This window comes from Nocardia puris (assembly GCF_036051655.1).
GTDB classification, from domain to species: Bacteria; Actinomycetota; Actinomycetes; order Mycobacteriales; family Mycobacteriaceae; genus Nocardia; species Nocardia puris.
This window is the reverse complement of sequence record NZ_CP107943.1, coordinates 2,172,089-2,198,906: the sequence shown is the minus strand read 5'-3', so window position 1 is coordinate 2,198,906 and position 26,818 is coordinate 2,172,089. Positions and strand designations below refer to the sequence as shown.

Below are 26,818 nucleotides of genomic sequence, written 5' to 3'. Positions count from 1 at the left end.
CCCGTCGTGTTGGACCTCCGCAGGCAGTGAAATAGCCGAGCGATAGCTCTCGGCGGGCTCGGTACGTGCTGCGCATCCCGACACGGCCACGGACTTTTCGGGGATACTTGATCCCCGAGGACCGCCGGTTTCGGGTACGTCCCTGCTGAGAAAGGAAGCTCTCGTCGTGGATGCGCGTTCGGCTGCGCTGGTCCGCGCCAACTTCCGTTCGGTGACCGAATCCCCGGGCGGACCCGAGCGGTTGATCAGTGCCTTCTACGGTCACCTGTTCGCCGAGAGCCCCCGGCTGCGCGAACTGTTCCCGCCCGCGATGGACATGCAACCCAAGCGCCTGACCACCGCCATCCAGTACGTGCTCGACCACCTCGAGGACTGGGATCGCGCGCAGCGGTTCCTGGAGCAGTTGGCCCGCGACCACCGCAAGTACGGTGTCGAGGCCCAGCACTACGACCAGGCGGGCCGGGCCATGCTCACCGCGTTCCGCGTCTACAACGGCAACGGCTGGACCCGCGAACTGGAGGAGGGCTGGCGCGATATCGCCATCCTCATCTCGGCCGCGATGGCGATCGGCGCGAACTCCGACAAGTCGCCGCCGTACTGGGAGGCCACCGTGGTCGGTCACCGCAAGGTGCTCGACGACCTGGCCATCGTGCGCCTGCAATCGGACACGCCGGTGCCGTATCAGGCCGGGCAATACGTGCCGGTGGCGATTCCGCAGCGGCCCAAGATGTGGCGGTACCTCTCGCCGGCGATTCCCTCGAATCCCTACGGGGAGATCGAGTTCCACGTGCGCAAGGTCCGCACCGGCTGGGTGAGCCCGGCCATTGTGAACGAGACGCAGGTGGGCGACCGCTGGCAGATCGGCGGACCGCTGGGCGGCCTGCACGTGGATCGCGAATCGGGCCGCGACGTGCTGCTGATCGGCGCGGGCACCGGTATCGCGCCGCTGCGCGCCCAGCTGATCGAGATGAGCCAGCGCGGGGTGAACCCGCGCGTGCACTTCTTCATCGGCGGCCGCTATCCCTGCGACCTGTACGACGTGGAGAACATGTGGCAGCTCTCGCAGAGCAACCCGTGGCTCACCGTGGTGCCGGTGTGCGAGCAGAAGACCAACCCGTGGTGGTACCCCCACCCGCCCGCCGACGCCCCCTACGGCATGCACCGCCGCCTCATCGGCAACCTCGGCGCCGTCGTCGCCAGCTTCGGCTCCTGGTCCGACCGCCAGATCCAGATAGCCGGCTCGGCCCGCATGATCGCCGACACCAAACGCGCCCTCATCGCCGTCGGCGCACCGGAACACATCATCGCCAGCGACCCGGTGTGATGTGCCCACTCGGCCCGGCTCAGCCCTCACCTGCACGCACGATCCGCACTCTCCCAACCACATCGGGGAGGGAGCCCGACGACCGACCGTTCGCGGCCGTCTCGCGGCCCAGCGCTCGAAGCGCATGCGCGCAGCGCGAGTCTCGAGCGCTGGGCCGCGAGACATCAAGGGCCGCGAACACGCGCGCACCAGCGCGCCAACAAACACAGCCCGTACACCCATTTCGGGCTCGCCCCAACCATGACACACCCGCCTCGAAGACAGGACTCTCCTGAATGACGGACCCCCAGCATCTCGGTAACGGTGTGGCGCAACAGGAATGGACCGCGACCGTCGTCGGCCACCATCGCCTGCGTCACGACGTGGCGGTGATCCGCCTGATCGGGGAGTTCGTGCCGTTCGTCGCCGGGCAGTCGGTGGAGATCCGCACGCAGCGCCATCCCGGGGTGCGGCGCAGGCTCTCCCCCGCGCTGCCGCCGTCGCTGGACGGGAAGCTGGAGTTCCACGTGCGGGCGGTGCCGGGTGGGTGGCTGAGCGGGTCGCTGGTGGCCGACACGGAGGCGGGTGAGGAGTGGTTGATCTCCGCGCCGCAGGGGTCGTTCGCGGTGGATCCGGAGGGCGGCGAGGTGGTGATGATCGCGGGCGGCACCGGTCTGGCGCCGCTGCGCGCGCAGATCCTGGAGCTGGCCAGGCTGGCCGAACCGCCGCGCACCTACCTGTTCGTGGGCGGCCGCTACCCGCGCGACCTGTACGCCGCCGACATGCTCTACCTGTTGGCCGAGGAGCTGGAGTGGCTCACCGTGGTGCCGGTGGTGGAGAGCCTGGAGGACCCGGACTGGCCCGACGAGTGGTTCGAGCACTCCCGGGTGGACGTGGGCTTCCCCGCCGACGAACTGCTGGAGGGCACGCTCGCCGAGGTGGTGGGCGCGCACGGTGCGTTCGCCGAGCACCAAGTGCTGGTGTGCGGGTCACCCGCCATGGTGCGCGCCACGGTGGACCGTCTGGTCGAGACCGGCACCCCGGCCGAACGCATTCAGTACGAAGGACTCTGAGCGCTCAGAACAGCGGGTCGTGGCGGATGTTCTTGGTCTGCGTGCCCGCCGCCATGAGCCGGAACTTGGTGGTCTGCACCATCGAGGGCGAGCCGACGATCTGCACGTCGCGGTCGGCCCAGGACCCGAAACTCGCCACGACCTTGCCGATCTGCCCGGTCATCCGCGGCTCCAACCCGGGCCACTGCCGGTCGACCGAGCCGGAATCGTAGTACCACCAAGGGTTCTCATCGCTCTCGCTGACCGGCGTGACGGTGAGCCACTTGTTGGCGACGGCCAGATCGCTCAGCGTCTCCAGGTCGTAGAGATCGCACGGGTGGTGCCCGCCGACGAACAGGTGCACCTTCGGGTTGGTGCGCCGCTGCGCCATCTGCATGAGTTGCGCACGCAGCGGGGCGATTCCGGTGCCGCAGCCGACCATGAGCATCTTGCGCTTGGTGTTGCGCGGCACCCCGAGCCCGCCCAGCGGCGAGCCGATGTGCCACTGGTCGCCGACACCGGTGTGCCCGACGATGGCCGGACTCACCCAGCCGCCGAGCACACCGCGCACGTGGAATTCGATCTCCCCGTTGGCATTCGCGGGCACGGCGGGCGAGAGGTAGCGCCACATCCGGGGCCGCGCGGGGATCTGCACGCTCATGTACTGGCCCGCGGCATAGGAGATGGGCTGGTCCAGTTGCAGGCGGACGATCGCCAGATTCCGCAGCACCAACCGATTTTCGACCACGGTGCCCGACCACACCGCCGGCGTGGTCTCCTTGTCGGCCGCCTCCTGCATCGTCGCGCCGATGACGGCGAGTCCCTCGTCCCAAGCCTTGCCGACCTCGTCGGTCCACATCTCGGTCCCCGCGAAGCGGCGCACCGCCTCCTTCAGCGAGGTGGCCACCGCGACGTAGTGTTCGGCCCGCACACCGTATTTGCGGTGATCGCGGCCGAGCTGGGCGAGGAACGGCAACAATTTGTTCGGTTCCTCGAGCCGGTCGAGGGCGTAGGAGATGGCCTTGACAAGACGGTCACGCTGTGAATCCATCGCCGCGGGGAAGAAGTCGCGGGTTTGCGGGTAGTCGGTGAACAGGATCGAGTAGAACGACCGCGCCAGCCTCTCCGGCCCCCCTTCTTCCGCAGCAACCGCCTTGAACGTCGTTCTGATCAAAGCGACAGTCCGCGAATCCATTTGTGTCACAACCCCATTTCGCACGAGAACACAAACCGTGCCGGCGAGTGAGGTGCTGCGGGACACTCGACAGCAGCCGATGCCCACTGAGTGTAGGCGAGGTTTGCCGGGTACGGAATGATCCGTCCGAAACACACACGTGTAATTCCCCTGAACCAAGAAGCCCGCGCGCAAAATCGCCGTATAACAGACCGAAAGACCGTTCAGGAGCAATGAATTCGATCACAGATACACCAAATGCGCGCGATCCACTTTGCAAGACTCACCTGGTCAAGCCACCTAGAGCGACCCTGTGGCTACCCTCACGAGCCGCCGACCACGGCCGATGGGCAACCTCCGCGCATTCCGCGCGGAATCCGAAAATACCGACCGGTCCGCTGAATTCATGCCGACAGCAAAGGCAGCTCGACGGAATTCCCTGCGCGCCAGCAAACTTGAACACTGTTCCAGCAAACCCCGCACCGGCCGGAAAGGACAATCGGGCCCCGCCGCTTCCGAATTCCGGAGAGTTCGAAAGAAACGGGGCCCGATCGGCATTCGTTCAGCGCTGGTTGCGCGGCTTCCACACCACCAGCGCGGTACTGCGTTGCGGCGGCGAGAGATCCGGGCGGTAGCCCGCCCGCAGCCGCTCCAGTTCGGCGCGCGTCTCGGCGAGTTGTTCGCGCAACTCCTCGACCTGATTGGTCAATTCGATGATGCGCTTGATCCCCGCCAGATTGACGCCCTCGTCCTGGGAAAGCCGCTGCACCTCGCGCAGCAGCTCCACATCCCTGGCCGAATACCGGCGACCCCCACCCGAAGTGCGTTGCGGCGTCACCAGACCGAGACGGTCGTAGGTGCGCAGCGTCTGCGCGTGCATACCGGCCAGCTGCGCCGCCACCGAGATCATGAAGAACTCGGTGCGCGACGCACCCGCCGACGCCTTCTTCGGATCAGTGGTCATCACGCACCCGCCCATCCCGCACGTGGATCGAACCCGCCGGCCCGTTCCGCCTCCTGATAGCGCTTCAGCGCCTCGGTGGCGTCGGGGTCCAGCTGTTGCGGCACCGCGACCTTGACCGTGACCAGCAGGTCACCGGCCCCGCCGCCGCGCTTGGGCACACCGCGCCCGCGCACCCGCAGGATCCGCCCGTCGGCGGTGCCGGGCGGCACCTTCACCCCGACGCGGCCCTCCAGCGTCGGCACGGAAACCGTTGTGCCGAGCACCAGTTCACTGTAACTGACCGGCAGCACCAGGGTCAGGTCGTCGCCGTTGCGGCCGAACACCTTGTCCTGGCTGACGTGCACCGTCACGTACAGATCGCCCGAGGGCGCGCCGCGCAGGCCCGCCTCGCCCTGCCCGGCCAACCGGATCCGCTGGCCGTCGCTGACGCCCGGCGGGATGCGCACCGTGATGGTGCGGGTCCGGTTCTGGATACCGCTGCCGTGGCAGTCGACGCACGGGTCGTCGATGATCGAGCCCGAACCGCGGCACTCGTCGCAGGGTTCGCTGAACCCGAACGCGCCCTGGTTGCGGCTGACCACGCCGGCCCCGTTGCAGATGGGGCACACCCGGGGACTGGTCCCCGGCTTGGCGCCGCTGCCGTGACACGTGGTGCACGGCGACGGACTGGTCATCCGCAGCGGAACGGTCACACCCTGGGCGGCCTCGCGGAACCCGAGGGTCGTCTCGGTCTCCACATCGGCGCCGCGCCGCGGACGGCTCGTGGTGCGCGTGCCGCCCCGGTTGAACAGCCCGCCCAGCAGATCGCCGAGCCCGCCGTCACCGGCCGAGGCGCCACCGAAGATGTCGCCGATATTGAAGTCCTGCGAGAACCCGCCGCCCGCACCGGGACTGAACCCGCCGCGTGGGTAGCCGCCGCCGGCGAAGAGCCTGCGGGTCTCGTCGTACTCCTTGCGCTTGGCCGGGTCCGACAGCACGGCGTGCGCCTCGCTGACGGTCTTGAACCGCTCCTCGGCCTTGGTGTCGCCGGGGTTGGCGTCGGGGTGCAGGTCACGAGCGAGCTTGCGGTAGGCCTTCTTGATCTCGTCCTGCGAGGCGCCGGAGGAGACACCCAGCTCCTTGTAGAAGTCCTTTTCGATCCACTCCCGTTGGCTCACCGGGTCTCTCCTCCTCTCGCGTGATCAGTGACTGTCAGCACTGGCATCAGCGTCCGATGCCTCTGTCTCGGCCGTCTCCGGCGTCTCGGCCAGGTCGGCGACGCCGTCGGTGACGCCGACCAGCGCGTGCCGCAGCACCCGGTCACCGAAGCGGTAACCCTTGCGCATCACCACGCCGAGCACCGGGTCGTGCCCGGAGCCCTCGTGCTGCACGGCCTCGTGCAGGGTCGGGTCGAAGGGCTCGCCCTCCGCGCCGAACTCCTCGAGGCCCTGCTTGCGCAGCGCGTCGACCAGCTTGTCCGCCACAGACTTCAGCGGCCCGGACTCCAGGTCGCCGTGCGCCTTGGCCCGGTCCAGATCATCGAGCACGCCCAGCAGTTCGGTGACCACCGCCGCCTTGGCCGCGTCCACGGCGGCCTTGCGATCGCGTTCCACCCGCTTGCGGTAGTTCGCGTACTCGGCGGTCAGCCGCTGCAGATCGGCGGTGCGCTCGGCGAGTTCACGACCACCGTCGCCGGTGACGGGCGCCGCCTCGGGGGCGGTGCCGTTGCCGCCCTCGGGCGCGGCGTCCTCGGCCGCGCCCTCGCGGACCTCACCGGTTTCGGGGTCGATCTTGCGCTTGTCGACCACCGAGATCGGCTCCTGCTCGGAGGCGTGCTGCTCCGAATTCCCCTGCGTCACTTCTTCTCCGTGTCCACCGGCTCGTCCACGACCTCGGCGTCGACGACCTGGTCGTCATCGGCGGCCGAGCTCGACGCGCCGTTGCCGGACGCGGCCTGCTCGGCGGCCGAGGCCTCGTAGATGGCCTGGCCCAGCGCCTGCGACTCGGTCGCCAGCTTCTCCACCGCGGCCTTGACGGCGGCGATGTCGGTGCCCTCGAGCGCCTCGTTCGCCTCGGCGATGGCCGCCTCGACCTTGGACTTCACGTCCGCCGGCACCTTGTCCTCGTTGTCCTTGATGAACTTCTCGGTCTGGTGCACCAGCGACTCGGCCTGGTTGCGGGTCTCGGCCTCTTCCCGGCGGGCCTTGTCCTCGGCGGCGTGCGCCTCGGCGTCCTTGACCATCCGGTCGATCTCCTCCTTGGACAGGCCGGAGCCGTCCTGGATCTTGATCGTGTTCTCCTTGCCGGTGCCCTTGTCCTTCGCGGTGACGTGCACGATGCCGTTGGCGTCGATGTCGAAGGTGACCTCGATCTGCGGCACGCCGCGCGGGGCCGGCGGGATGCCGGTCAGCTCGAAGGAGCCGAGCAGCTTGTTGTGCGAGGCGATCTCGCGCTCACCCTGGAAGACCTGGATCTGCACCGAGGGCTGGTTGTCGTCGGCGGTGGTGAAGGTCTCCGACCGCTTGGTGGGGATGGTGGTGTTGCGCTCGATGAGCTTGGTCATCACGCCGCCCTTGGTCTCGATGCCCAGCGAGAGCGGGGTCACGTCGAGCAGCAGGACGTCCTTGACCTCACCCTTGAGCACACCGGCCTGCAGGGCGGCGCCGACGGCGACGACCTCGTCCGGGTTCACGCCCTTGTTGGGCTCCTGGCCGCCGGTCAGTTCCTTGACCAGCTCGGAGACGGCGGGCATGCGGGTGGAGCCACCGACGAGGACCACGTGGTCGATATCGGCGACCTTGATGCCGGCGTCCTTGATGACCTGCTGGAACGGCGCACGGGTGCGGTCGAGCAGATCCGAGGTGATCTTCTGGAACTCGGCGCGGGTCAGCTGCTCGTCCAGGAACAGCGGGTTCTTGTCCGCGTCCACGGTGATGTAGGGCAGGTTGATCGAGGTCGACTGGCTCGAGGACAGTTCGATCTTGGCCTTCTCCGCCGCCTCGCGCAGGCGCTGCATGGCCATCTTGTCCTTGGTCAGGTCGATGCCCGAGCTGGCCTTGAACTTCTCCACCAGCCAGTCCACGACGCGCTGGTCCCAGTCGTCGCCGCCGAGGTGGTTGTCACCGGAGGTCGCGCGGACCTCCACGACGCCCTCGCCGATCTCGAGCAGGGACACGTCGAAGGTGCCGCCGCCGAGGTCGAAGACCAGGATGGTCTGTTCCTTGTCGCCCTTGTCCAGGCCGTAGGCCAGCGCGGCCGCGGTGGGCTCGTTGACGATGCGCAGGACGTTGAGGCCCGCGATCTGGCCGGCTTCCTTGGTGGCCTGGCGCTGCGCGTCCTCGAAGTAGGCGGGGACGGTGATGACCGCGTCGGTGATCTCCTCACCGAGGTAGGCCTCGGCGTCGCGCTTCAGCTTCATCAGCGTGCGCGCGGAGATCTCCTGCGAGGTGTACTTCTTGCCGTCGATCTCGACGGTCCAGTCCGTGCCGATGTGGCGCTTGACGGAGCGGATGGTGCGGTCGACGTTGGTGACAGCCTGGTTCTTGGCGGGCTGGCCGACCAGTACTTCGCCGTTCTTCGCGAACGCGACGATCGACGGGGTGGTGCGCGATCCCTCCGAGTTGGCGACGACGACCGGTTCGCCGCCTTCGAGAACGGCGACGACCGAGTTCGTGGTCCCGAGGTCGATTCCGACCGCACGAGCCATGGTGGTTCCTCCTAGTTGACGTACCTGTTGTGCCGGTGCCGGGCGAGACTGCCCGCCCTGCGGCCTGTTCTTTCGTTGTGCCGCGAGACCTCGCCCCGGCACCTCACGGAGCACGGTCCCAGCAACGCTGAGCGTGGTCGGCTCAATCCTGCCCCCGCTATCGCCGGGAGTCAACTGAAACTTGAGTCGGACACGCTCAATGTTGTCGTACTGACCAACGGGTGGTGCGGGCCGGATAATTCCCGCGGCGGGGAATGTGGTGTAGATCACTTTGGTGAGATAGCAACTGGTGGGGCCGGTGATCCGCAGGCGGGGACGACCTGCTGGCGCGGGTCCCGCTGCCTACCGAGAGCACGGAGGGCGCGGGCGGCCACGAGCCCGTTCGCGCGGGTCCGTCGCTCTCGCTCCGCGTCGTGCGCCCCGGTGATAGGTTGCGGCCAGGTGAGCCGACCGTCAGGAGTGCCCATGCGTGCCGCTGTTGTCACCGATACGAAGTTCTCGGTCGAGCGGCGGCCGACGCCGCAGCCGGGCCGGGGGCAGGTGCTGCTGAATGTGCTGCGGTGCGGGATCTGCGGATCGGATCTGCACGCGCGCGCCCACGCCGACGAGATGGCCGACCTGGCGGCGGCGAGCGGATACGACGAGTTCATGCGCGCCGAGCACAGCGTGGTGCTCGGACACGAATTCAGCGGCGAGGTGGTCGATTACGGGCCCGGGTGTCGCAAGCGGTGGCGGCCGGGCACGAAAGTCGTTGCACTGCCGATTCTCCGGGAGTCCGGGAAACCCCAGCTGATCGGCCTGTCGCCCGCCGCGCCCGGCGCCTACGCCGAGCAGGTCGTGGTGCAGGAATCCATGACGATGCCGGTGCCGAACGGGCTCTCGGCCGAACTCGCCGCGTTCACCGAACCGATGGCGGTGGCCTGGCACGCGGTGCGCAAGGGGCAGGTCGGCAAGGGGCGGCCCGCGTTCGTGATCGGTTGCGGGCCCATCGGTCTGGCCGTGATCAGCATGCTGAAGGCGGCGGGCGTGCGCACCGTGGTGGCCAGCGATTTCTCGCCGCGCCGCCGGGACCTGGCGGCGGCGTGCGGTGCGGACGTCGTGGTGGACCCGGCCGTCGAATCACCGTGGGAGGCGGGGCCGAAGCCGCGGATCGGCGGCGCCACCGACCTGCTCACCCTGGCCTTCGACACCATGGAGCAGCTGCGGCGCATCCCGAACCTGCCCTGGTGGTACGTCTTCCGCGCGGCGGGCGCACTGGGGGCCGCGCCGACGGGGCCGGTGATCTTCGAATGCGTCGGCGTACCGGGGGTGATCGACCAGATCATCGCCGCCGCGCCGCCGAGTTCGCGCGTGGTGGTGGTCGGAGTGTGCATGGAGACCGACCGTTTCCACCCGGCGCTGGCCGTCAACAAGGAGATCGAGTTGCGCTTCGCCCTCGGGTACGACCCCGGGGAGTTCCGCGACACCCTGCACATGATCGCGGACGGAAAGGTCGACCCGCGCCCGCTGCTGACGGGGACGGTGGGGTTGGCGGGTGTGGCGAATGCCTTTGACGCCCTCGCGAATCCGGAGCATCACGCGAAGATTCTGATCGATCCGGGGAGCGGTGCGCTGGAACCGTGAGGTGCGACGGGGCGGATCGTCGCGTCGGCGTAGCTCCGGCGGGCTGCGCATCCGGTGAATTCATCCCGGCGGCAACGCATCCAGAATCCCTTCGGCGCTGCGCGCGGCAGTCAGGCACGCGCGGGCGGTGAGCTGGTCGGCGAGCGGGTGGCGGGCGCGGTCGCGCCACTTGCGGACGGCGGCGAGGGCCTGGGTGCGCAGAGCGTCGAGGGGCACGTCGGCGGGTAGGTCGAGGCGCAGGTGCGGGGCTATGCCGGAGCCGCCGACGAGGCGGTGCAGTTCGGTGAGATCGGCCGGGGGCAGGGTGAGTTCGTCGGTGCGCAGGCGGCCCAGCAGGCGGAGTTCGGTAAAGCCGTGCACGTCGGCGAGGAGGTTGTGCACGCGCGGCAGCAGCCCGTCGGCGGAGGTGCCGGGGTAGGCGGTGATCACCCTGGCCAGCGCGGCCAGCGCCGAGTGCGCCTTCAATTGGTCGGCGCGCTGGCCGAATTGGACGTCGAGCACCGACCGCAACTCGTCCACTCCGCTGCGGGCGGTGAGTTCCGCTGCGAGCGCGGCGGAATCGCGCACCCCGAGACGAATCAGCGTGACCGCCATGCGAATACCGAACATGCCGAAACGTTCGGCCAGCTGAGCTCGCAGCTCGGCGGGCACCGGCAGCGCTGTGTCGTTGTGCGCGAAGCGATCCGCCGAGAGCATCGCCACGGCGAGATCGTCCACCGGCACACCGGCCAGCGCCTGGAACGCGGCGAACTCCTGCTGGCGCAGCGTGGCGGCGGCGAACGCCAGCAGACCGGCCACCGGAATCACCGCCTGGCACAAGCCGGTTCGCTCCAGTTCGGTCGCGAAACGAGTGGCGACGTCGCGGGCGGAATGCAGGGCGTCGATGCGGCCCGCGCCGATCTCGTCGGCACGGGAGACCACGCCGATCACGCCGAGCGGACCCGCCGGAGCCGAATCATCCTGCTGCGCGGCGGTTCCCGCACCGATGCGCTCCAGGAACCGCACGTCGGTGGCGTCGAGCCTGCGCAGCAGGTAGACCACCGCGTCGGCACCCGGCACCGCCACGTGCTCGGTGTCGTCCTCGTCGTCGGGGGTGAGCAGCCGGGCGGTGCGCCGCGACACCTCCCGCGACAGCGACGACGTGCCCGGCGTATCGATGATCGTGGTCTGCGCCAGCGTCGAGGCCGGCCACTCCACCTCGAGGTGGTCCACGTCGCGCGGGCCCGCCACGTCCCAGGCCAACCCGCTCAGGTCGAAGGTCAACCCGCCCGCGCCCCGGCGCACCACCACATTGGCGCGCGCCCCGTCGGCGGCGTACGCGGTGACGCTCGGCGTGGGACCGCCCCGGTACCAGGTGACCACGCGGGTGCATTCCGTCGCGTCGGTCGGGGCGATGTCCTGCCCCACCAGCGCGTTCAGCAGCGTCGACTTGCCCGCCTTGAGCGAGCCCGCCAGCGCCACGCGCAGCGGCTGATCCAGGCGGCGGGCGCAGTCGGCCAGCAGCGCGCGGGGGCGCGGCTCGCTCGCGAAGGAGCGCGCGGCCGCACCGATCAGCGCGTGCGCCGCGCCGACCAGACCGGGGGCCGGCCGCGTTGTCATCGCGCGCTCGAACGGCGTGTCGTCGTGATCACCCGGCTACCGTACCGGCGGCTCCCGGGACGGCGTCGGCGTAGCGGCGCAGTTCGGCGACCACCCGCAACTGACGCTCCAGCTCCGCGCAGCGCTCGGCGCGGCGGGCGGTCTCCATGGTGGCCGCCTCCTGCGCGGCGCGCAGCGAGTCCTCCAGGGAACGCAGGCTGCGCTCGGCCACCCCGGCGTAGTGGTCGCGCAGCGCGCGGTGGATGCGGTGCAGGCGGTCCTTGGACTCTTTGCCCGCCTGGAAGGCGACATCGTCGACGAAGCGGCGCACCGCGTTCTTCGCCTCCGCGCGGCGGCGCGCCAGCCTGGCCTGTTTGTCGTCGCGGAAAGCCTTGCCGCCCACGATGACTCCCGCGCCCAGCGAGATCGGGTTCAGCATCGCCAGCCCGGCGAACGTGCTGGCCAGGCCGACCATCAGCACGCCGCCGTAGGAGCCGCGCAGGCCGACCAGGACCTTGCTGGTGAACCCGATGTCGGGCTCGAGATCGGCGAGGGTGCCCGATCCGGCGCGGCTGTCGCCGTCGTCCAGGCCGGCGCGCACATCGGGCAGATCGACCGCGCCGACGTGGGCGAAGTGCTCACCGACGCGTTCGGCCAGCTGCACCGCCCGCTTGTGCGTCCACAGCAGGTTGTCACCGAGCGCGGAATCGACTGTCTCGGCGAGCCATTCGGCGATCGCGTCCCAGTGCCTGCCGGGATCGTGGCCGTCGATCCACTCCTCGCCGGTGCGGGTGATGCCGCGCAGCCGGTCGCGCAGATCGTGGTCCACATCGCCCGCGAGGTCGGTGATGCCGTCGGCGAGGGTCTGCTGCCAGGTGGCGGTGCGGCGGTGCAGATCCTCGGCGGCGGCCTTCGCGCCGGTGAGTTCGCCGATCGCGGCCGCGGCCTGCTCCGGATCACGCAGCGCGACAAGTTCGCTGCCCAAGGTGAGCGCGAGATGTTCTGCGGCGGCATGGATGTCGCGCGCGACGGCGGCGCGGGTTGCGGCCATGTCGCGGGCGACGACCTGCTCGCGCAGGAACTGGTACAGCGTGCCGAAGCCGGATTCGGCGCCGAGGCGCGGGTCCTGGGTGCGCATGGCGTGGGTGCGCAGCAGCGAGGAGACCGGGATGATCGGCACGTCGAGGCCGGCGCGGTCCAGGTGGGCGCGGTCGGCGTCGAGGACGCGGCGCCAGTGCGGGTACAGGTCGATCTTGGTGAGCACCAGGGCAACCGTGGGGCACAGTTCGCGCACCTGGCGCAAGAAGGAGAGTTCGGGCTCGGTGAGTTCGGTGGACGCGTCGGAGATGATCAGCACCGCGTCGGCCGCCGGTACCATGCCGAGAACCGTTGACACACCGGCATTTCCATGACCGCCGACGCCGGGGGTGTCGACCAGGACGATGCCGTCGGCCAGCAGGGGATTCGGCAGCTGGATCTCGAGGCGCGTCACGCGGCGGCCCTCGGCGAGCGGGGTGCGCGCGTCGACGGCGCCCGTCTCGTCGACCGGGACCGCCACCCGGGCCTCCGGGCCGCCGCCATGCGGATCGGCGAGTACCAGGTGGGCGTCGGCTTCCGCGCCGTGCGCGAGCACCGCCGGGACCACGGTGGTGGCGTCATCGCCCACCGCGCAGATGTCGACGTTGAGCAGAGCGTTGACGAACCGGCTCTTGCCCTGCCCCACCTGTCCGGCGATCACGATCCGCCGCCGAGGATCCCGCACCCGCTCCACCGCCGCCCCCAACCGCGCCACCAGATCCCCCCGCCCCACGGCGCGCGCCACCGTCGCCGCTTCCCCCAAGACCGAAAGCAACGGCACGGCAGGCGCTTTCGTCACCGCGACAGGAGCAACCATCTCACCCGACCTCTTTCATTGTTGCGAGAACTGCTGGCGGACAGGGTCTTGCGTGCGCGCTCGGCGTGCGACCCCACCCGCTCGCTCCGGGGCGCCCGGGTGGGTGCTCGTGGAGGCGAGGCGGGTGGGGTGCATGGGTGGGGCCTTCCGGTGGGTCAGTTGAGGAAGGAGTCGGTGGAGAGGTCGGCGGAGGCGCCGGTGTCCATCGACGTGTCGGTGTCGGCGAACAGCGAGGTGTCCGTGGTGCCGAGGGTGTCGAAGCCGGAGCCGAAGGCACCCGAGACGTCCAGGGAGGACCAGGTGTTCGCGGTGGAGTCGAGGGCGCCTTGGGCCGAACCACCTGCGGCGGCACCGGTATTCGCGGTCGCGCCGATACCGGTGGTGAGGCCCGCGCCCGCATCCGCAGCAGCACCGGCACCGGTCGACAGGCCACCGGCCGCACCGCCGACCGCACCCGCGCCACCGTCGATACCCGCCGAGAGGACTCCACCCGCGCCACCTGCCGCGCTGCCATCGAAGGCGCCGCCGAGGCCGGTCGACAGGCCGCCGGCCGCACCGCCGACCGCACCCGCGCCGCCCTCCAACGCGCCACCGATGCCGGTCGACAGACCCGCCCCGGCTTCCGCGGCACCGCCGATACCGGTCGAGAGCCCGGCACCGGCCTGGCCCGCGGCATCGAGGCCGGCCGACAGACCGCCGTCCAGCGTGCCGCCGAGGCCGCCCGCCGCCTGCGCGCCACCCTCCAACGCACCGGTCAGGCCACCGGAGAGCTCCGCGCCCGCGTCGGCCGCCGCACCGAGCCCGGCGGTCAGACCCGCACCCGCGTCGAACGCGCCGCCGAGTCCCGATTCCAGACCGGCACCCAGCTCGCCGGCCGCGCCGGCCGCGATATCGGCGCCCGCCTGCGCGCCCGCGCCGAGACCCGTTTCGAGTCCGGAGGCAAACTCACCACCGGCCGCGATCGAGCCGGAAAGCCCTGTCTCCAAACCGGTTCCGGCCGCACCGCCACCGATGCCGGCCACACCGCCGACCAGCCCCTGCCATCCACCGCCCAACTCCGCGCCGCCCTGCGCCCCACCGGCCAGCGCACCGCCGAGCTCACTGCTCAACCCGCCACCGATCTCGGCGCCGGCCCCGAGCACGGTCCCCAGCCCGGCCGACACACTCGATTCGAGTCCACCCCCGGCCTGCCCGCCGACCGCACCGGAGACGCCACCGACCGCGTCGATACCACCGGAGACCCCGGCTCCGAACTCACTCCCGAGACTTCCGGCCGCCCCGAGCGCGCCTTCGGCCGCCGCACCGAGATCGGCACCCAGGCCGCCTCCGGCACCCACCGCACCGTCGAGCCCCGCACCGATTCCGGCCACCGCCCCGAGCGCACCTTCGAGCCCCGCGCCACCTTCCGCAACGGCACCGAGCGCACCCTCGACCCCACCGGCGACCGCGCCCTCCACTCCGGCACCGATTCCGGCCCCAGCCCCGAGCGCACCCTCGAGCCCGGACTCCACCGAACCGGCCGCACCGAGCGCGCCTTCCAGTCCCGCCCCGACACCACCGACCGCGCCACCGATGCCGGCCGCGAGGTCTCCACCAAGACCACCCCCGACCTCGGCCACAGCACCGAGCGCACCCTCAACGCCCGCAACCGCACCCGAGGCCCCGCCTGCCCCCAACTCCCCACCCGCACCGAGCGCACCCTCGAGCGCACCCGAAAGACCAGCCCCCACACCGGCACCCGCGTCCACCGCACCTCCGACACCGGCCGCCAGATCTCCAGCCCCGGCGAGCGAACCTTCCAGCCCCGCACCGAGATTCGCCACAGCGTCCACCGCGCCACCGAGGCCCGCCGTCAGGTCGCCGCCCGCGCCGAGCGCGCCCTCGACCGCGCCACCTACGCCAGCACCCAGACCGGCCGCCGCACCGAGCGAAGCTTCGACACCGGCTGCCAGATCACCAGCCGCGCCGAGCGCACCCTCCAGCCCCGCACCGATACCCGCAGCAGCGTCCGCACCGGCCTCCACAGCGCCGCCCACTCCCGCACCGATCCCGGCCGCCGCATCCCCCACCACACCAAGCGCACCCTCGACCGCGCCACTCACGCCAGCGCCAATCCCCGCAGCAGCGCCCAGCGCTCCGCCAACTCCGGCCGTCACATCTCCCACCGCACCGAGCGAACCCTCGAGCCCCGCACCGAGATTCGCCGCAGCGTCCACCGCACCGCCGACGGCGGCACCCACGCCGGCGCCGAGCCCGGCGGCCGCGTCTACCGCACCGCCCAGGCCGGCCGTCACATCGCCGACCGCGCCGAGCCCGCCGTTCAATCCGGCACCCAGCCCCGCGCCGACGCCGGCGGCGGCGTCCACCGCGCCGCCGACCGTGGCACCCAGGCCGGCGCCCAACCCGGCGGTCAGGTCGGTCACCGCGCCGAGGGAGCCGCCCAGGGTCGCACCCAGGCCGGCGGCCGCGTCCACGCCCGCTTGGACCGCTCCGCCAAGGCCGGCGGTCACGTCGCCGACCACGTCGAGTGCGGCGTCCAGTCCCAGGTCCAGGCCGCCGCCCAGCCCCAGATCGATATCGGTTCCGCCGCCCAGCCCCAGGTCGATGTCAGTTCCACCACCCAGACCCAAGTCGATATCGGTGTTCACACCACCGCCGAGATCCACGCCGATTCCGGCGGTCAGGTCGGTGGCGGCGTCGATGCCGGCGGAGGCGGCAGCCCCCACCACGGCGGCCGCGGCGGCCGTGGCCGTGGTGGCGGCGCCCGCGGCGATGATGGCGGAGAGCTGGGAGCCGCCGGCGACGAGGGCCGATTCGGCGACCATGGGGGCGCAGGCGGCGATGTCTTCGGGCGTCACCTCACAGAGGCCCGCCGCGGCCAACGCGCCCTCGGGGTTCGCGCAGTAACCCACCGCGGCTTCGCGGTCGCGCAGCAGGCCGAGGATGAACTCGAGAATCGCGTTGGGAGTCATCGTGCATCATCTCCTGGAATCGGCGGACCGGGCGATCCGCACTCGTTGGAATGCATTTCACGCTAGGCACGCATCGTGTTACGGAGAAACGGGGCGAACCCCCACTCTTCGCCGGGGGCACACCGTTAGGGGGTTGCCCGGCATTAGGGGAATTTCCCCGAACCTGCCCCCAGAAGTAACGGCGGACACCCAGCAACCGACAGATCGAACAAGTCGGCCGGACCACACGGCTTTCGCAGGACATGGCAACAGACAGCAGGGGCTACCGGGCCCCGGTCTCGGCGAAGAGGTTCACGAATGACACAGCGTCTGGCGCTCGGCATCACCGTCGGGTCGTCGAATTCGGTCGCGGTCGCGGCGGTGGGGGAGAACGGCACGGCGGAGGCCACGGGTGCGGTATCGACCCGCCCCAGCGTGCTCCGGCTGGCCGCCGACGAGCCGCCCGCTCTGGGCGCGGCCCGCGCGGGCAGGCATTCCGGCGACGTGGTGGTGGAGGGTTTCCTGGCCCGCGTCGGCGATCCGGTCGCGATGCTGGCCGAGGACGGGTCCGCGCACGCCGCGCACGATCTGGTCGCCACCGCCGTGACCTGCCTGATGGCCGAGGCCGCGCACCGCGAGGGCGCGGAGCCCACGGCCACCGTGGTCTGCCACCCGGCCTGGTGGTCGCGCCACACGGTCGACGTGCAGCGCGCCGCACTCGAGGCCGCCGTCACCGGCGACGTCACGTTGGTCCCGGAGCCGATCGCCGCGGTGCGCTGGCTCGCCGCCGCGCACGGTCCGCTGGGCGACGGCGCGCTCGTCGTCGTGGATCTGGGCGCCACGGCCACCACCGTCTCGGTGGTGCGCACCGGCGCGCAGACCGCGCTGCTGGCCGCGCAGCACACCACCGAAGCCGCTGGCACGGAATTCGATCTGCTGACCATGCGCTATGTCCTGGCTAACGCGGTGCGCGGAAATGATTTCGACCCGTTCGATCCGGTGGTGGAACGGGAATTGTCGGTATTGCGCGACCGCTGCCGAAAAGCGAAAGAAGAGCTTTCCATCAATACCGCCACGGTGGTTCCGGTGCGGGTGGACCCGGCCGAGGAGGCGGGTGAACGCGTCCGCTTGGTGCGCGACGAACTGGAGGAGCTGCTGCGCGGCCCGCTGCTGACGGCGGTGGAGTTGGTGCGCGAGGTGACCCGTCGCGCCGGCCTGGACGTCGCCGATCTCGGGCGCGTCCTGCTGACCGGCGGCGGGGGCGCGATTCCCCTTGCGGCCGAACTGATCTCGACGGAGTTCGGCCTGCCCGTCACCGCCGCGCCCGAGCCCGCCCACACCGCGGCGCGCGGCGCGGCCCTGCTGGCCGCCGACCTGCTCGACGCCGACGCGGCCGCCGCCGTCGCCATGCCGCTCGCGGCGCAAGCCGAGGCGGCCACCGTCCGGCTGCCCGCCGTCGAGCGCGACAACGGCGGCGCGACGCTGCCGACCGACCCCGAAGCCCCGCCCCGCAAGCCATCGGGCGGCAAGCGGATCGCGATCGTGGCGGGCGCCGCGCTCGCGATCGGCCTGCTCGCGACGGGCACCGTCGCGATCGGCACCGGCGTGCAGTCCAGCCCGTCCCCGGCCTCGCCCACCCAGCAGACCACCGTCGCGACCGAGGCCGCCACACCGGGCGCACCCGACGCGGCGCCGACGGACGCACCGGCCGCGGAGCCCGTGTCCGGCCCAGCCGACCCATCGAATCCGGCTGTGGCCCAGACCGGTTCGCCCGCGAGCGCCCCGCAGGGCTCGACCGGCGCTCCGACGGCGAACGACCAGCCCGGCACCCAACAGCAGACGCCAGGCACCCCGGCCGCGCCGCCCCCGGCGCAGGGCCAGCAGCCCGCCCCGAGCCCGAATTCCCCTGCACCGCAACCTCAACCGCAGCCTCAACCGCAGCCTCAGCCGCAACCCCAGCCCCAGCCCCAGCCCCAACCGCAACGCCCCGGCGGCACCGTCGGCGGTGCGGTCGAGGACGTCGTCGGCGGTGTGGGTGGCGTGGTCGGCGGCGTCGGCGAAGGCGTCGGCGGGGTCGTCGGCGGACTGGGCGGTGCAGTCGGCGACGTCCTCGGAGGCAATGGTGGCTGAAACGGCGTTCGACACCCTGCCGACCGCTCGCGAACTGCTCCGCGACATCGATTGCCCGGACGCCGAACCCACCGCCTATCTGATCCGCGGCAGGTCCGGCACCGGTAAATCGACATTGCTGAGCGCGATCCGCACCCGCCTGAGGGCCCGGGGTGTCCCGCTGCGCGACACCCTCACGGCCCTCGAACCGAACGGCGCGGGGCCGCATCAGGCGCTGATCGTCGACAACGCACACACCCTCCCCCAGGGTGATCTCGAAAGACTGTGCGCCGTAGTCGAATCCGGTCACCTCACGGTGGTCATCGCGGCCCAGCCCCGCCCGCACGAACCGGCACTGCGCACGCTCACCGACGCCGTGACGCGCCGCGGCCGCGTGGTGGATCTGCGCCCGCTCGGCGTGGCCGACATCCTGCCCTTCGCGCGCGAACTCGGGATGATGGTGCCGCGCCCGGTCGCCCAGCACATCCACCAGCAGACCGGCGGTATCCGCGGCGGCGTGGTGGCCGCGCTCTCCGCCGCGGGCACCGGCCGACTGGACGCGGGCACCGCGGCGGTGGACGAGGCCGTCACGAAATGGGCACGCGCGCAACTGGAAAGCATCGAACCCGATCTGCTCGAGACGCTGGCCGTGGCCACCACGGGCACCGGCCTGGACGCCACCGAACTCACCGAGGTGCTGGGCGTGCCGCCCGAGACCGCGCAGTCGCTCATCGACCGCGCCCGCGCCAGCGCCCTGGTGACCGACGCCGATCTGCTCCTCGCGCCCGCAGTCGCGCCGCTGCGCACCATGCTGGGCGACCGCCGGTTCGTCGCGGTGCAGCGCCGCCTGCTCGGCGCGCGCCTGGACGCCGGACTGTTGCGCGACCACACCGCCCTGCTGCTCGCCGAATCCGGCGTGCAGGACCCCCGGCTCGCCGAATTCCTCAGCGCCGCAGCCGAACAAGCCGGACGTGACGCGGTGCGCTACTACGCGGCCGCCGCCTCGGCGGGCGCCGAACCCGGTCTGATCGGCCTGCGCTGGGCCGAAGCCGCCGCCAATATCGGCGACGGCGAGACGGCGATGCGGCTGGCCGAACCCGTACTGGCCCGCGCGGGCGCGGCGGGTGCGGATCTCACCGCCGCCGTACGGATCTGCGCGGGCGTGCTCACCCGGCGCGGGCTGGTCGGGCGGGCAGCCCAGCTCTACGGCTGGCTCGGTCCCGACCGCGTCGGCCCCGACTGGGCTGTCGGCGCGACCGTGCTCTACCTGGCGGGCAACACCCCCGCCGCGGCCGATCTCCGCGCCACCGCCGACCGCTGGCCGCCCACCCAGGCCGGGGCGCACGCGAGCCTCATCGCCACCTCACTGGGCCGCTCGATCGACGGAAAGTCGACCGCGACAGCCATTTCCGCGCTCATCCAGGCCTCGCACGCCGATTCGGGCATCGACCGCTTCCTGCCCTGTACGGCGGTGTCCATCGCCGCGCTGCTGTGCCTGAGCACCGGCGACCCGCGCCGCGCGGGCGAGGCACTGCGCCGCGCCGCCGCCAGCGGGCTGCGCTGCCACCAGCTCCAGGTGCTCACCGCCTGGACCGCGATGCTCGGCGGCGACGAGCGCACCGCCGCCGACACCGTCGCCGACCTCGACTGGGACCGGCTCGACCTGCGCGACAAGCTGCTCGCGCACGGCGTCACCGTCGGGCTGGCGCGCCGCGCGGGCGACCACACCGCGCTGACCCGGGCCTGGCAAGCCGCAGCTCCCATGTTCGACCAGGTCGACGCCGACCTGCTCACCGTGCTGCCGGTCGGCGAGCTGTGGCTGGCCGGTATCCGCCTGCGCGACGAGGAACGCGTCCAGCGGCTCGTCGAGGCCACCCGCGAGCTGCTGCACCGCCTGCACCAGCCGCCCGCCTGGGCGAACGCCTTCCACTGGTACGGCGTGCAGGCCGCCATCGCGCACGAGCGGCCCGACGAACTGCTGCCGCCCGCGCACCGGCTCAAGGCGGCCGCCGCCGCGGGCGACCGGCACGCCGCCGTGCTGGCCGACGCGGGCCGCACCTGGGTGCTGGTGCTGCGCGGGCAGGTCGAGGTGAAACTGGTGGAAGTGGCCGTCACCGGACTGCGCGGCATCGGCCTCACCTGGGACGCGGCCCGGCTGGCCAGCGAGGCGGCGCTGGCCGCCGCCGATTCGGCCACCGCGACCGCGCTGCTCAAGCTGGCGCGCACCGTGCGCACCGAATCCCGCCCGCAGGAACGCCCGATCACGACGGCCGTCACCACCCCGGAACCGGCGGCCACAGGCGCGGCGATGCTCAGCGAACGCGAACGTGAGGTGGCCGAACTGGTGCTGCTCGGCCTCACCTACCGTGAGATCGGAGCGCGGCTGTACATCTCCGCCAAGACGGTGGAGCATCACGTCGCACGGATTCGGCGCCGGATCGGTGCACGGTCGCGTTCGGAGTTATTGTCAATGCTCCGCGCCATGGGACACGGATCGTTGCTCGTGTGATCGCCCCGGTGCGGCCGATCGAAGAGCCGAAGCGAGGAATGTGATGGCCACAGGGGTGGGCCTGCGGATCGCCGACGAGGACAGCACCGCCGCCATCGTCACCGACGGCGGGGAACTGCACTACGTGGTGCGCGAATCGGTGCTGCACATGTCCGACGACGGCGACACCGTGCTCGGCGGCGAGCCGCCCGCCGACCATTCGCACTCCATCACCGGTTTCGTGGCCGCCGTCGGCGACCCGGCCGGCATCACCGTGGACGACGGCGAGGCCTACCGCGCCGAGGACCTGGTCGCGACCGCGCTGTTCTGCCTGATCAACCTCACCGCCGAACACCTGAGCGGCGCCGCCGAGTTCTACGCCACCCACCCCGGCGGCTGGCCCGCCGAGCAGGTGCAGGCGCTGCGCGAGGCGCTGGACTACCTGGGCCTGAAGTCGGTGGTGCTGGTCAGCGAGGCCGATCTGCCCGCCGTCGACACCGCCGAGCCGGGCAAGTCCTTCTCCTACGACGCCGCCCGCGCCGCGCTGGCCGCCGTGCTCGCGACCCCGGCGGGTGCGACGCCGCCCGATCCGACCGCGGCGGAGAATTCGACGATCGTGACCGACGTGATCCCGGCGGTGCCCGTGCCGGAGACGCAACAGGCGTACTCGGCGGCGATGCCGATCGCGACGGCCCTGCCCACCGAGGCCATCACCGACGTCCCCGAGACGCCCGCCCCCGCGCCGCAGCCCACCCCGAAGGAGGACCGCAAGCGCGTCACGGTGCTCATCGCGGCCGCGGCGCTGGTCGGCCTGACACTGGGCGGTGTGGGCGTGGCCCTGCTCTTCCGCGGTGAAGACTCCCCCGCGGTGCCGCCCGTGCGCGACGCACAATCGGGCGTGTCCACCACCAGCACGGTCGCACCGCCCCCGCCGCCGCCCGCGCAACCCGTCGCGCCGCCGCCCGCGCCGATCACCACGGAACCTCCGATCGTCACCACGACCACGACGGAGCCGGAGCCTGCGCCGCCACCCCCACCGCCGACGACCACCGAGGAACCGACCACCACCACGGTCCCGCCCACCACCACGCCGGAGGAGACCACGAGTCCGACCAGGACCCGTCCGCGCAATCCCTGGCAGCCCTACGACCCGGAGAATCCGTTCGAGTGGTGGGAGACCCCCACGGTTCCCCGATGATCATGCCGATTGGTAGCGACCGATCGGGGTTTGTGCCTTAAAGTGAAGCGCTGACCGGATCGGACGGGGTTTCCCGGTACCCTCCGGTCGCTCGACGAGGACTTGTGCGCCAACGGATTCGCCGCCGCGAGCGCACGGATGTAGCTGGCACCCGTGTGCCGACGAAGGGACTTCATGCGCAAGTTGGTGGCGCGTCGCGCCTCGGTCAAGGCTGCCTCGATCGCGGCGGCGGCGACCGTTCTCCTGGTTCCGATGTCCGGCACGGCGGCGGCGGAACCCGCGCCACCGCAGCTGAGCCCCGACGCGCTGCCTGCCGAACTCGTAGAGGCCGTCACCCGGGATCTGAAGATGAGCCCGACCGAGTACCTGGATCGCGCCGCCCGCGCCCAGCAGCTGCGCGAGTACGCGCGCGACTTCCGCTCCGAGCGCCCCACCGACTTCGCGGGCGCCTGGATGAGCGCCGAGGGCAAGGCGGTCGTCGCGGTCACCTCCCCCGACGCCGCGCGCGTCGCGGCGGGCGACGGCTACCAGACCCGCCTGGCGCCCGTCTCGGCCGACAACCTGGAGAGCTCGCTGAACCAGCTCACCCAGTGGATCGGCACGCTGCCGCGCGAACTGTCCGAGGCGATCAACTCCGTCGCCATCGACTTCCTCAACAGCCAGCTGGTGCTCAGCGTCGCGAACACGCCCGTGGGCCACATGCTCAACCTGCCCACGCTGATCGCCAACGTGAAGGTCATCCTGTCGCCGGGCGGCGGCGGGCCGGTGGAGCGGCGCCCGATGGGCGGCGACACCTACATCAGCGTGCCCGGCTCGTTGCGGGACACCTCGCTGCGCGGCGTGGACGTGTGCTCGTTCGGTTTCAACAGCGTGGACGCGGCGGGCAACGCCCTCAATATCAGCGCGGGCCACTGCGACCCGAACCTGGGCAAGTCCGATCAGCGGGCCGGCGTCTACCTGCCCAACGTGCGCGATATCGCCAACAGCCCCGAACTGGGCACGTTCGTGCGCGCCGAACTGGGTGGCAGCAGCGCGCTGGACTACTCGGTGATCCAGCTCAACGACCGCGCCGTGCGCGCGGGCATGGACCAGCCCTCGGTGCGCGCCGCCAACGGCACCACGCTCTCGATCACCGGCACCGCCGATCCGATCGTCGGCGCCCCGGTGTGCAAGTCGGGCCAGACCTCCGCGTTCACCTGCGGTTTCGTGGTGGCCGACCGGGTCGAGACGCAGCTCTACACCGCTGACGGCGAGAGCAAGACCGTGCGCGGTTTCGCCAGCTCCGCCTGCACCCTGGGCGGTGACAGCGGCGGCGCGATCGTGTCCGGCACGCTGGCGCTGGGCATCACCAGCGGTTCCAACGCCGCCGACGCCCCCGACTGCGACGAGGCCAACCTCGCGCTGGCCCCGTACGGCGGCACCGCGACGCTGGGCATCCCGATCCGCTCGATCCTGGCCGATATCAACGCCTCCTCCGGCGGCGGGCTCGGCAGCGGCATCACCGTGCGGACGCGCCCGAACGCGGGCTGAGCGCGACGCGCCGAGCGAGGAGAACAAGCCGGGCGAGGAGTGGGATTACCGGCTCGGACCCCATATAGTCTCCCCATGCTCCTGCCACGTATCGGTCTGTTCCGATCCACTGCGCGACAGACCGGCTTCCGCAAGTCCGTGATCGCCGCTTCGGCGGCGATCCTGCTGTTCGGTCCCAGCGCCGCGGTGGCCAACGCCGAACCGGCCGTGCCCGGCCTGCCCGCCGAGCTGCTCAGCGCCGTCACCCGCGATCTGAAGATCTCGCCCGACGAATACCTGCGTCGCGCCGAGCTCGGCCAGCAGGTCGCCGCGTTCGCCACCTCGGCGCAGCGCCAGTACCCGCAGGTGTTCGCGGGCGCCTGGCTCGACGACGCGGGCAAGGCCGTCGTCGCGCTGGCGCAGGGCCCCGGCGCGCAGGAGGCGCGCCAGGCGGCCCAGTCGGCGGGCTTCGAGGTGCGCGACGTCGCCAAGAGCGAGGCGGCGCTGCGCGGGGAGAAGAGCGCGTTCGAGCGGTGGCTGGACAGCCAGCCCGCGGCGGTGTCGGCGCTGGTGCGCGGCGTCGTGATCGATACGGTCAACAACAGCATCGCGGTGCGGGTGGACCAGGCGGGCGTCCCGATGCCCAGCTTCGTGGACCCGGCCCGCGTGATCGTCACCGCGCCGCCCGTGGCGGGTGAGACGCTGCCGCAGGGCACCCCGATCGCCGAGGGCGTCGACCGCGCCTCGCTGACCGGTGGCGACGGGTACGCCGCGGTGGGCGGCGACGTGCAGCTGCGCTGCTCGTTCGGGTTCAACGGCACCGACCGCTCGGGCAACGTCGTCAACATCTCGGCGGGCCACTGCGATCCGAACGGCGCCGCCGCGGGCGGTGCGAACGCGTCGGGCGTGCACGAGATGCTGCCGCAGGACCGGCGCGGGGCGCGCCTGGGCTCGTTCGCCAAGTCGGTGCTCGGCTCGCAGGACTACTCGATCATCCGGATCGACGACGCGGTGGCGGATCGCTTCCGCAATAACGGCGTCCGCGTCCCCGGCGCCGCGCCCGTGCTCATCGAAGGCGTCGCGACGCCTGTGATCGGCGCGCCGGTGTGCAAGTCGGGTTCGCGCACCGGCTTCAGCTGCGGAATCATCAGCGCGGTCGACCAGACCGTGCAGGTCGGCGAGCGCCAGCTCACCCAGAGCTTCTCCGCCACCATCTGCGCGCTGCCCGGCGACAGCGGCGGCGCCGTGGTGACCGGACGGATGGCGCTCGGCATCTCCAGCGCCTCGTCGGTGGCCGACTTCCCGATCTGCGAGATCCCGAACCTCATCGGCGCGCTCACGGGCAACGCGCCGCAGCTGTTCGCGCAGCCGCTGAGCGTGGTCCTGTCGGACAACCCGGGTCTGCGGGTCCGCACGAACTGAGATACCGCGAGAAGGCCGCCGGTTGGGAGCACCGGCGGCCTTTTCGCTGTCTCGGGGACCGTTCCACTGCCCTTGCGCCCCGATAACCGCGATCCGTTCCGGCCGTTCCGGCATTCTGGAATGCATGTGTTTGGTGTTGATCGGCTGGCGCGCCCACCCGGACTACCGGTTGATCGTGGCGGCCAACCGGGACGAGTTCTATGTGCGGCCCGCAGAGCCGATGCGGTGGTGGCCGGAGGTGTCCGGTCTGCTCGCGGGCCGCGACGTGGGCGCTCCGGGCTACGCACCGGGCGTGCGGCCCGGTACTTGGCTCGGTGTGGCGGAATCACCCGCCCGTTTCGCGGCCGTCACCAATGTGCGCAACCCGCGCGACGAACGCCGCGACGCCCGTTCGCGGGGCGCGCTGCTGATGGACTTCCTCGACAGCGCCGAACATCCCGGCCCGCGCCGCTACCTCGATGCGGTCGCCGCCGCCCCGGACGACTACAACGGCTACAACCTGGTGCTGAGCGACCTCGAGACGCTGTGGTGGCACTCCAACCGTTCCCAGCGACCCCCGCGAGCACTGGAGCCCGGCTTCCACGGGCTGTCCAACGGCCCGTTCGTCACCTCGGCGGCGCCCGCGCCGGACGCCGAACTGTCCGCGCCGCGACGGATCTGGCCGAAGGTGCGCGGCGGCCTGACCGAACTGCGCAAGGTGGTGGAATCCGACCCCGATGCCCTCGACCGCTACTTCGACGTGCTCTCCGATCGCACCGAGGCGCCCGACGACCAGTTGCCGGGCACCGGCGTGCCGCTGGAGATGGAACGATCGCTCTCGGCCCGGTTCATCGCCCACCGGATCCACGGCACCAGGGCGAGCACAGTGCTGCTGGTGCGTGAGGACGGGTCGTTCACGGTGGCGGAGCGCTCGTTCGGCGAGCTGGGTGAGAGTCTGGGCGCGGTGAGCTTTCACGGCACGCTCGCGCTGCCCTGACCACGCGAAAGGCCCGCTCCCTTCGCGGGAGCGGGCCTGATTTCGTGCGGTACCGCGGGTCAGTTCGCGGCCTGGGCGGCCTTCGGCTTGTCGGCCCACTGCGTGGTGCCTTCCGGCGCCTGCAGGGTGTTGATCAGCTCGATGCCCGCGGCGAGCAGCGTGGGACCACCGACGGCGATGGTGCCCAGGATCCCGCCGATGCCCGCGCCGATCGGCAGGCCCGCGATGCAGCCGACGCCGAACAGCGGCAGGCCGAATACGCAGCCGACGACCGCGCCGATGGCGGTGCCGACGAAGCCGCCGATGGCGGTGCCGATGCCGAACTTGCTGGCGAAGTCGTTCATCGCGCGCTGATTCTCGATGGGACCCGCGATGGGCTTGACCTCGACCGGCTTGTCCAGCTGCACGCCCTCGGGCTTCTCCGGGGTCACCTCGAGGACGGTGCCGTCCTTCTTGACCTCGGTGGCGACCGGGATGTCGGTCCCGTTGACGTTGAAGCTCAGCGGCAACGAGATGACCGTGTTGCCTGCGTCGTCCTTGATGTCCAGGATGTTCGTCTTCGGGTCGTCGACGGTGGCTCCATCCTTCTCGACCAGCGAGAAGGTCCCCCCACGGAGCGATGCGACGACGGTCTTGTCCACCAGCTTGACGGAGTAGCTGATGTCCTCAGCAGGCGCGGGCGCGGCGGGCTCGGCATGAGCGGTCCCCATACCGACGGTCAACGCACCGATGACCAGCGCGGCAGCCGCAGTGGTTCTGCGGAAGTTCATTCGGTTTTCCAATCCATCATCAGGGTGTGCGCGGGCCGCTGTCGTCACGCGAGAGCTCATTCAATCCGAAAGCTGGTCAGGCACTTCGGATTCTCCCCGAGCGGTGGGCAGCGGATGCCGCG

Annotated in this window: 18 protein-coding genes; 9 read left to right on the top strand and 9 right to left on the bottom strand. The window is 71.3% G+C overall.

Features of this window, described 5'->3' with window-relative positions:
• Positions 1 to 166 precede the first annotated feature (166 nt).
• Positions 167 to 1,324 (top strand): FAD-binding oxidoreductase, encoded by a 1,158-nt coding sequence (locus OHB21_RS09820; RefSeq protein WP_067513140.1) that lies wholly within the window; start codon positions 167 to 169, stop codon positions 1,322 to 1,324.
• Between the two features lie 275 nt (positions 1,325 to 1,599).
• Positions 1,600 to 2,376 (top strand): FAD-binding oxidoreductase, encoded by a 777-nt coding sequence (locus OHB21_RS09815; protein WP_067513142.1) that lies wholly within the window; start codon positions 1,600 to 1,602, stop codon positions 2,374 to 2,376.
• A 4-nt stretch (positions 2,377 to 2,380) separates the two neighbouring features.
• On the opposite strand, the gene OHB21_RS09810 is transcribed toward OHB21_RS09815, so the two are convergent.
• From OHB21_RS09810 to dnaK, 5 genes are all read right to left on the bottom strand, one after another.
• Entirely contained in the window at positions 2,381 to 3,550 is a 1,170-nt protein-coding gene (locus OHB21_RS09810) for a globin domain-containing protein (protein ID WP_067513144.1), read from the bottom strand.
• 541 nt (positions 3,551 to 4,091) lie between these two features.
• The gene (locus OHB21_RS09805) at positions 4,092 to 4,493 is read right to left on the bottom strand and encodes a heat shock protein transcriptional repressor HspR (protein ID WP_067513169.1); all 402 of its coding nucleotides are present in this window, start codon (positions 4,491 to 4,493) and stop codon (positions 4,092 to 4,094) included.
• Entirely contained in the window at positions 4,493 to 5,650 is a 1,158-nt protein-coding gene (dnaJ, locus tag OHB21_RS09800) for a molecular chaperone DnaJ (RefSeq protein ID WP_067513145.1), read from the bottom strand. The genes OHB21_RS09805 and dnaJ overlap by 1 nt, the downstream gene beginning before the upstream one ends.
• Before the next feature lie 24 nt (positions 5,651 to 5,674).
• On the bottom strand, positions 5,675 to 6,331 hold the full coding sequence (gene grpE, locus OHB21_RS09795; RefSeq protein ID WP_067513146.1) for a nucleotide exchange factor GrpE: 657 nt from the start codon (positions 6,329 to 6,331) through the stop codon (positions 5,675 to 5,677).
• Positions 6,328 to 8,178, bottom strand: a complete 1,851-nt coding sequence (gene dnaK, locus OHB21_RS09790; RefSeq protein ID WP_067513148.1) for a molecular chaperone DnaK — start codon at positions 8,176 to 8,178, stop codon at positions 6,328 to 6,330. Before dnaK ends, grpE begins: the two co-directional genes overlap by 4 nt.
• 465 nt (positions 8,179 to 8,643) lie before the next feature.
• Here dnaK and OHB21_RS09785 point away from each other — a divergent pair, with 465 nt between their 5' ends.
• Complete coding sequence (locus tag OHB21_RS09785) at positions 8,644 to 9,801, top strand: zinc-binding dehydrogenase (protein ID WP_067513150.1); 1,158 nt, start codon at positions 8,644 to 8,646, stop codon at positions 9,799 to 9,801.
• A 60-nt stretch (positions 9,802 to 9,861) separates the two neighbouring features.
• On the opposite strand, the gene OHB21_RS09780 is transcribed toward OHB21_RS09785, so the two are convergent.
• From OHB21_RS09780 to OHB21_RS09770, 3 genes are all read right to left on the bottom strand, one after another.
• On the bottom strand, positions 9,862 to 11,400 hold the full coding sequence (locus OHB21_RS09780; RefSeq protein WP_067513152.1) for a dynamin family protein: 1,539 nt from the start codon (positions 11,398 to 11,400) through the stop codon (positions 9,862 to 9,864).
• 28 nt (positions 11,401 to 11,428) lie between these two features.
• A complete protein-coding gene (locus tag OHB21_RS09775; protein ID WP_067513154.1) occupies positions 11,429 to 13,273 on the bottom strand; it encodes a dynamin family protein in 1,845 nt (614 codons plus the stop codon).
• Between the two features lie 155 nt (positions 13,274 to 13,428).
• Positions 13,429 to 16,245, bottom strand: coding sequence for an IniB N-terminal domain-containing protein (locus tag OHB21_RS09770; RefSeq protein ID WP_147265890.1), 2,817 nt, complete (start codon positions 16,243 to 16,245; stop codon positions 13,429 to 13,431).
• Positions 16,246 to 16,542: 297 nt separating this feature from the next.
• Here OHB21_RS09770 and OHB21_RS09765 point away from each other — a divergent pair, with 297 nt between their 5' ends.
• The 6 genes from OHB21_RS09765 (at position 16,543) to OHB21_RS09740 (ending at position 25,926) form a co-directional block, all read left to right on the top strand.
• Entirely contained in the window at positions 16,543 to 18,354 is a 1,812-nt protein-coding gene (locus OHB21_RS09765; RefSeq protein ID WP_195125173.1) for an Hsp70 family protein, read from the top strand.
• Positions 18,344 to 20,842 carry a LuxR C-terminal-related transcriptional regulator gene (locus OHB21_RS09760; protein WP_228801464.1) on the top strand — a complete coding sequence of 833 codons (2,499 nt, stop codon included), beginning with the start codon at positions 18,344 to 18,346 and terminating at the stop codon, positions 20,840 to 20,842. The genes OHB21_RS09765 and OHB21_RS09760 overlap by 11 nt, the downstream gene beginning before the upstream one ends.
• 43 nt (positions 20,843 to 20,885) lie before the next feature.
• Positions 20,886 to 22,019 carry a hypothetical protein gene (locus tag OHB21_RS09755; protein WP_195125172.1) on the top strand — a complete coding sequence of 378 codons (1,134 nt, stop codon included), beginning with the start codon at positions 20,886 to 20,888 and terminating at the stop codon, positions 22,017 to 22,019.
• 174 nt (positions 22,020 to 22,193) lie between these two features.
• Positions 22,194 to 23,549 (top strand): S1 family peptidase, encoded by a 1,356-nt coding sequence (locus OHB21_RS09750; protein ID WP_067503962.1) that lies wholly within the window; start codon positions 22,194 to 22,196, stop codon positions 23,547 to 23,549.
• 75 nt (positions 23,550 to 23,624) lie between these two features.
• The gene (locus tag OHB21_RS09745; RefSeq protein WP_195125171.1) at positions 23,625 to 24,950 is read left to right on the top strand and encodes a S1 family peptidase; all 1,326 of its coding nucleotides are present in this window, start codon (positions 23,625 to 23,627) and stop codon (positions 24,948 to 24,950) included.
• A 124-nt stretch (positions 24,951 to 25,074) separates the two neighbouring features.
• Entirely contained in the window at positions 25,075 to 25,926 is an 852-nt protein-coding gene (locus OHB21_RS09740; RefSeq protein WP_067503956.1) for an NRDE family protein, read from the top strand.
• A gap of 59 nt (positions 25,927 to 25,985) precedes the next feature.
• Here the strand turns inward: OHB21_RS09740 and OHB21_RS09735 are convergent, their stop codons facing one another.
• Positions 25,986 to 26,696 carry a hypothetical protein gene (locus OHB21_RS09735; protein WP_067503953.1) on the bottom strand — a complete coding sequence of 237 codons (711 nt, stop codon included), beginning with the start codon at positions 26,694 to 26,696 and terminating at the stop codon, positions 25,986 to 25,988.
• Positions 26,697 to 26,818 lie beyond the last annotated feature (122 nt).

Excerpts from the sequence above, each read along its gene's own strand:
- OHB21_RS09815 (WP_067513142.1), top strand. The coding sequence starts at position 1,600 with ATGACGGACCCCCAGCATCTCGGTAACGGTGTGGCGCAACAGGAATGG.
- OHB21_RS09810 (WP_067513144.1), bottom strand. The coding sequence starts at position 3,550 with ATGGATTCGCGGACTGTCGCTTTGATCAGAACGACGTTCAAGGCGGTT.
- OHB21_RS09805 (WP_067513169.1), bottom strand. The coding sequence starts at position 4,493 with ATGACCACTGATCCGAAGAAGGCGTCGGCGGGTGCGTCGCGCACCGAG.
- dnaK (WP_067513148.1), bottom strand. The coding sequence starts at position 8,178 with ATGGCTCGTGCGGTCGGAATCGACCTCGGGACCACGAACTCGGTCGTC.
- OHB21_RS09785 (WP_067513150.1), top strand. The coding sequence starts at position 8,644 with ATGCGTGCCGCTGTTGTCACCGATACGAAGTTCTCGGTCGAGCGGCGG.
- OHB21_RS09780 (WP_067513152.1), bottom strand. The coding sequence starts at position 11,400 with ATGACAACGCGGCCGGCCCCCGGTCTGGTCGGCGCGGCGCACGCGCTG.
- OHB21_RS09775 (WP_067513154.1), bottom strand. The coding sequence starts at position 13,273 with ATGGTTGCTCCTGTCGCGGTGACGAAAGCGCCTGCCGTGCCGTTGCTT.
- OHB21_RS09770 (WP_147265890.1), bottom strand. The coding sequence starts at position 16,245 with ATGACTCCCAACGCGATTCTCGAGTTCATCCTCGGCCTGCTGCGCGAC.
- OHB21_RS09765 (WP_195125173.1), top strand. The coding sequence starts at position 16,543 with ATGACACAGCGTCTGGCGCTCGGCATCACCGTCGGGTCGTCGAATTCG.
- OHB21_RS09760 (WP_228801464.1), top strand. The coding sequence starts at position 18,344 with ATGGTGGCTGAAACGGCGTTCGACACCCTGCCGACCGCTCGCGAACTG.
- OHB21_RS09755 (WP_195125172.1), top strand. The coding sequence starts at position 20,886 with ATGGCCACAGGGGTGGGCCTGCGGATCGCCGACGAGGACAGCACCGCC.
- OHB21_RS09750 (WP_067503962.1), top strand. The coding sequence starts at position 22,194 with ATGCGCAAGTTGGTGGCGCGTCGCGCCTCGGTCAAGGCTGCCTCGATC.
- OHB21_RS09745 (WP_195125171.1), top strand. The coding sequence starts at position 23,625 with ATGCTCCTGCCACGTATCGGTCTGTTCCGATCCACTGCGCGACAGACC.
- OHB21_RS09740 (WP_067503956.1), top strand. The coding sequence starts at position 25,075 with ATGTGTTTGGTGTTGATCGGCTGGCGCGCCCACCCGGACTACCGGTTG.
- OHB21_RS09735 (WP_067503953.1), bottom strand. The coding sequence starts at position 26,696 with ATGAACTTCCGCAGAACCACTGCGGCTGCCGCGCTGGTCATCGGTGCG.